2 protein-coding genes and 3 pseudogenes are annotated in these 4,402 nt (G+C 38.7%); 2 read left to right on the top strand and 3 right to left on the bottom strand.

What is annotated here, in order from left to right; translation table 11 throughout:
- Window positions 1–66 precede the first annotated feature (66 nt).
- Together A7090_RS26265 and A7090_RS23590 are read left to right on the top strand one after the other, a co-directional pair.
- Window positions 67–155 (top strand): annotated as a pseudogene (locus A7090_RS26265) (type VI secretion system contractile sheath small subunit); the annotation flags it as partial.
- A pseudogene (locus A7090_RS23590) lies at window positions 141–262 on the top strand (N-acetyltransferase); the annotation flags it as partial. The pseudogenes A7090_RS26265 and A7090_RS23590, both read left to right, overlap by 15 nt.
- A gap of 227 nt (window positions 263–489) precedes the next feature.
- On the opposite strand, the pseudogene A7090_RS23585 reads toward A7090_RS23590, so the two are convergent.
- The 3 genes and pseudogenes from A7090_RS23585 to A7090_RS23575 form a co-directional block, all read right to left on the bottom strand.
- Window positions 490–1,366, bottom strand: a pseudogene (locus A7090_RS23585) (secretion protein EspS).
- A 193-nt stretch (window positions 1,367–1,559) separates the two neighbouring features.
- The gene (locus tag A7090_RS23580) at window positions 1,560–2,378 is read right to left on the bottom strand and encodes an SdiA-regulated domain-containing protein (RefSeq protein ID WP_105275727.1); all 819 of its coding nucleotides are present in this window, start codon (window positions 2,376–2,378) and stop codon (window positions 1,560–1,562) included.
- A gap of 125 nt (window positions 2,379–2,503) precedes the next feature.
- Window positions 2,504–3,649, bottom strand: a complete 1,146-nt coding sequence (locus tag A7090_RS23575) for an EspG domain-containing protein (RefSeq protein WP_105275726.1) — start codon at window positions 3,647–3,649, stop codon at window positions 2,504–2,506.
- Between the last annotated feature and the right edge of the window lie 753 nt (window positions 3,650–4,402).

Genomic DNA, 4,402 nt, shown 5'->3' with positions numbered 1-4,402 from the left:
CGTAGCACTGCCGACTGAATAACACATCCCCGTCAATACGGTTCTTGCTGCACGCTTACGAATGAAATGCCGAAAGTAAGGGTAAATTTAAAGCTGGACCTGCATATGGGCGGGGGCCAGAAAAAGTGGCGCTTCCGCTCAAACTGCTGGTAGCGAAGGTGGTGGAAAAATGCGCCGGAAGAAGCGGAAGATTGTCTCACGATGTCCGTTTGCGAAACACGAGTTTGATAAAACGCGCGAGTATGATGATATTCGTAGCTGAGCAGAGAAATTGTATCCGTCATAAGCAATACAAATCAGAAATGATGTTATGGGCATGCTTAACCTGAATAACCCCGTAAATTCAGGGGTTCTTCAGGTTTTTGGCAGGCTGTACTTTTTTATACCAGATGTGGTGTGAACACTCTATTCTGCCTACAAATTAAACATATTGTAGGTCTGATAAGCGTAACGCATCAGGTAATGACACAAAACTATATGCAGACTCAATTAGTCAATATCGGTAGGTTGAGTTCTGCCCAAGAGCACTTTATAGTCGCTTCTTCTTACCGTATGTTCAGGTGTTGCAGGCACTGTTGTGGAGCGTAGATGCGTTGTTGGTTTGCCATGCTCTGGAACATAAAAAAATACCAGCGCCATAATAAGCTGACATAGAAACGTTAATTCCACGCTCTTCAAACTCGGCATAGACGTGTTCTGCTAATGAACGTTTTTGACCAAATAATGCACTAGCCAACCAGCCGTTACTGATATTTGAGGATTTTTCTAATTCAGCAGGAGAGAAATCATTGTGTTTTGTTGTGTTGGCTGAGTGACAGGATGTTAATCTGAAGTCATCTATTACATCAAGATTATGTTGAACAATGCGGTCGGCAATATCTCCTGGTGATAAAATTTCATCTCCGCACTTAAGAAGAGATTGACCAGCAGAACCATCCCCAGATAGATAAATTTTTCTGTATTTTCATGGTATTAAATCCTCTGGTAGGATAGTTTTCGTCTCTGTTGCTACAATACTTATAGCTGCTGCGGTAGCAACATCGTTGTTACTTGATTGTAGATAACTTTTGTTTACCCCAGGAAAGATAAATGCTGTTTTCCTTTTATCAAAATCTTGTTTTGTTTCTTCGTTCAGGAATAATATGTCATAAGGTTTTTTCCCCGTTATGACTCTCGGAGCATTTTGATCAAGAATATTAATAGTATAGTCACCTACGGATTTTATTCCTAAAAATACAAGCAATCCTTCTTTTTCTTGCGCAGTTTCTATTTTTCTCCCCCCAGAAATTGTGAGGATGGATTGAGATTCTTTTGCCGGAATTGATACGGTGGCGCTTATAGGTAGATGGGATCTTATGCTAAACATACAGCTTCCTTCTTAGTTTGTTTAAATGCGAGTTAATGATAATTCTAATGGACTGGGTAAGATTCCGGTTGATAATAGCTGATGTCCTTTTCAGCTATTAATCTGTTTATTTTAGCGTAAAATTAGATTCGTGTTTTTAGAATTTGATGAGATTGCCAGATTTTATCGCTCAATACTAAGGCCAGTGACAGATTTACTTATTAGGGACGAATTTAGCGAGGATATCAGGTTCACTAGCAACATAAATGCTTTCATCAGGCAGAGTTACAATGCCTTCAGGTTGAGGCAAATCACTGGTCAGAGAATGATTTCCTTTTGTCAGGTCGAGCATCTCAACGAAAGACATTTCTGTCAGGTTAAACTTGAGTAACTTACGCGACTCATCGGACAGAATCATCAGACTTTCATTATTAAAGTCCAGGCCGGATATATCGTTAACACGTATATCATTTAGTGCCTCTGGAATAGTTACTTGCTTTACACTCAGCAGGTCTGGAGAAAGCTGATATGTAAATATTTCACCAGGGCGTCTTTCTTTTGCGACAAACAGCATCCGATCATCTGCTTTCCATGCCAGTCCTTCAAATCCTCTATTCTTTTTATTGAATATTTCTAACTGAATTTTATTTCGAAAGGAGATATGCATATCTTTTGTTACTGTAAAAAAGAATAGTTCAGAAGTCTTTTCATCTATTGCAGCAAAAATGTTCCCTTGTATGTGTTCAATGGTTTCGGCATCAGAGATAAAAGGCAGCGGGGCTCTGTCGATGATGTCGCCACTTCTGGCTATTTTAAGTAGCTGTGCAGGGCTATTCTGGGTGGCATACAAAAAATCATCCTCTTTATTATAAGTGAGAGATGATAAATTCACCGTATTTGGTAATTGTTTTATAAATGAAAGTGAGTTTTCTTGAGATGATTTTTTGTAATTAAAATTAAATGTAAATAATATTGCAATGATTAGTGGAATAACCATTGCAATAAAGAATGCAATTAATGGCTTTCTTTTCATCCCTTCTCCATTTGCTATAAAACACGTGCAAAATAAATGTGTTTTTTGTCCGATTGATTTCAGAGTAAGTTATTAATGATTGTGGATTGTTTCCTATTATTTGTTTTAATTGGTAATGTTTTGTTTTACGTGTTTTTCAAGTACGTTTCAGATGCGCTATAGATTGGTTTTAGCGTTCTTGCCATCGCATCAATTTCACATTTCACACCTTGCGGCACGTCATAAGAAGTCCTGTTCGTCAACATGCCCATCTCGTTGGGGCGGTCTTCTGGCGCCATTATCAGAACCCCGGTATGGCTGGTAACGTGAATGTTTCCATCTGATGATTGAACGATACTGATGTTAACGCAAGCATTAGGTATATTTAACGATCTTTCCGCATTGTATTCAGTGGCTTTAGAGATCCTTGCATGTGTCAACGTTAAGGCTGGCACATTGAAAGATTGATAGAAAGCCGAGCATATGGCTGTTGCCGCTTCGGGGTGGCATAACAATTCCACAGCTTCAGCTTTCTGATTATCGCTGCCGCTGCTTTCTCTTACTATTTGCTCTGCATCATGGCGAGAAATACCATTATTTATAACATTCTGGGAAGGTGATGAGTGTGTGTCTTTAAGTCCTAGTGCATCGCGAAGCAACATTTGTGCATTTTGAGGTATATCAACACCATTGAGCGAAAGCTTTGCACTGCCGAGTCCTCGACATGTATCCATAAAGATAGAGCTGAATGGTGTAGGCCCGGAAAGCGGATCTGTTTGAGTATTATGAGGAATCAATGTTGTTGATAGTTTTGACGTAAAACCAAGTAGATTGCGCATTGAGGTAGTATCAGTCAGCGAGATATCAGATAAGGCGCGATGAACCTGAACGTATGGCATGTGGCGATGGATGGGTAAAGCTTGTAATAATCTATTTTGTTCGTTTGATTCCAGGAGCACAGTAATCTTTTCATTATTTGCTGTGCAAATCTCGGCCTCAAGAAGTTCGCTGTTAGTGACGGTAATTCTTAAGGATGAACCATCTGAAAAACGAGCAGATACTCTGCCTAATTCATTGGGACCTGGAGATACAGGCTCTAAAACTCTTAACAATTCTTGAAATGATTGTTTTTCACTATGACTGTACGTTGGATTCCATAAACCAAGAGTAAGTACGTTAAGTAACTTTTCAGCGCATGACATATCATCCCAGTTTTTTTTAAACCCAGAATTAACTTTCATTGCAGCATCTAAAACTAAAGATGCGGAATCATTATTAACTCCATTTATCATGAGCTCTTCTGCTATCTAATTTATAATGAATGGTTTGACAACAAATAGCATATAGCATCATATAGTGTCAATAATATACAAGCTATTTATAGTGGGTGTTTTAAACGCATAGAAAGTTATTTTACCTTCTGAAATTCAAATGGAAATATTCATCTAATGACGAATAATAGATTGCAATTGATGCGTCAGTCATAGTTTTTGTGTCTACGAAAATGTTGTAATTGTTCACATAAGCAATATAATTTAGATAAGATTTTGGTTTTTATTGTGATAATAAAATATACTATTAATGTTTGCTTTAGAGATACTGGCTTTCAGGTAACTTATTTTGGCCTGTATATAATGTGATGATTACTAAAATGGTACATTGATATCAGTTAGCTTTCCCTTATTCGAGTCGCCTTATCAAAGAGTTCTCTTTACAGAAGGGCGCATTGTGAATTCTCCTGATTAACTTAAATCTGTTGTGGCATTACACCGATCAACAGGTGCAGCAAAGAACAGGGTTATGACTCTGTAACCTGGCCCACCTTAGCGCTATGCACTTTTGAACCACCGCTCTTGTTAATCGTTCGTCCGACTTTGACAGAGTTAATGACGGCGATAATCTGATGCCAAGTAAAACGGACTTGATGTATGGCAGATCCTCTTTCGTGGGATGGATATGGGCAATACTTCTTCATGCGAATGTGATCCTACCCACCAATAGTGGACACGGGACTAAGTGAGTAAACTCTCAATCAGAGGTGACTC

Source organism: Escherichia sp. MOD1-EC7003 (genome assembly GCF_002965065.1).
GTDB lineage: Bacteria > Pseudomonadota > Gammaproteobacteria > Enterobacterales > Enterobacteriaceae > Escherichia.
Note: the sequence above shows the minus strand (reverse complement) of the source record. Positions and strands in the feature narration are given on the sequence as shown.

Bases quoted from the DNA above. Each gene is read 5' to 3' on its own strand.
- A7090_RS23580 (WP_105275727.1), bottom strand. From the start codon at position 2,378: ATGAAAAGAAAGCCATTAATTGCATTCTTTATTGCAATGGTTATTCCA.
- A7090_RS23575 (WP_105275726.1), bottom strand. From the start codon at position 3,649: ATGATAAATGGAGTTAATAATGATTCCGCATCTTTAGTTTTAGATGCT.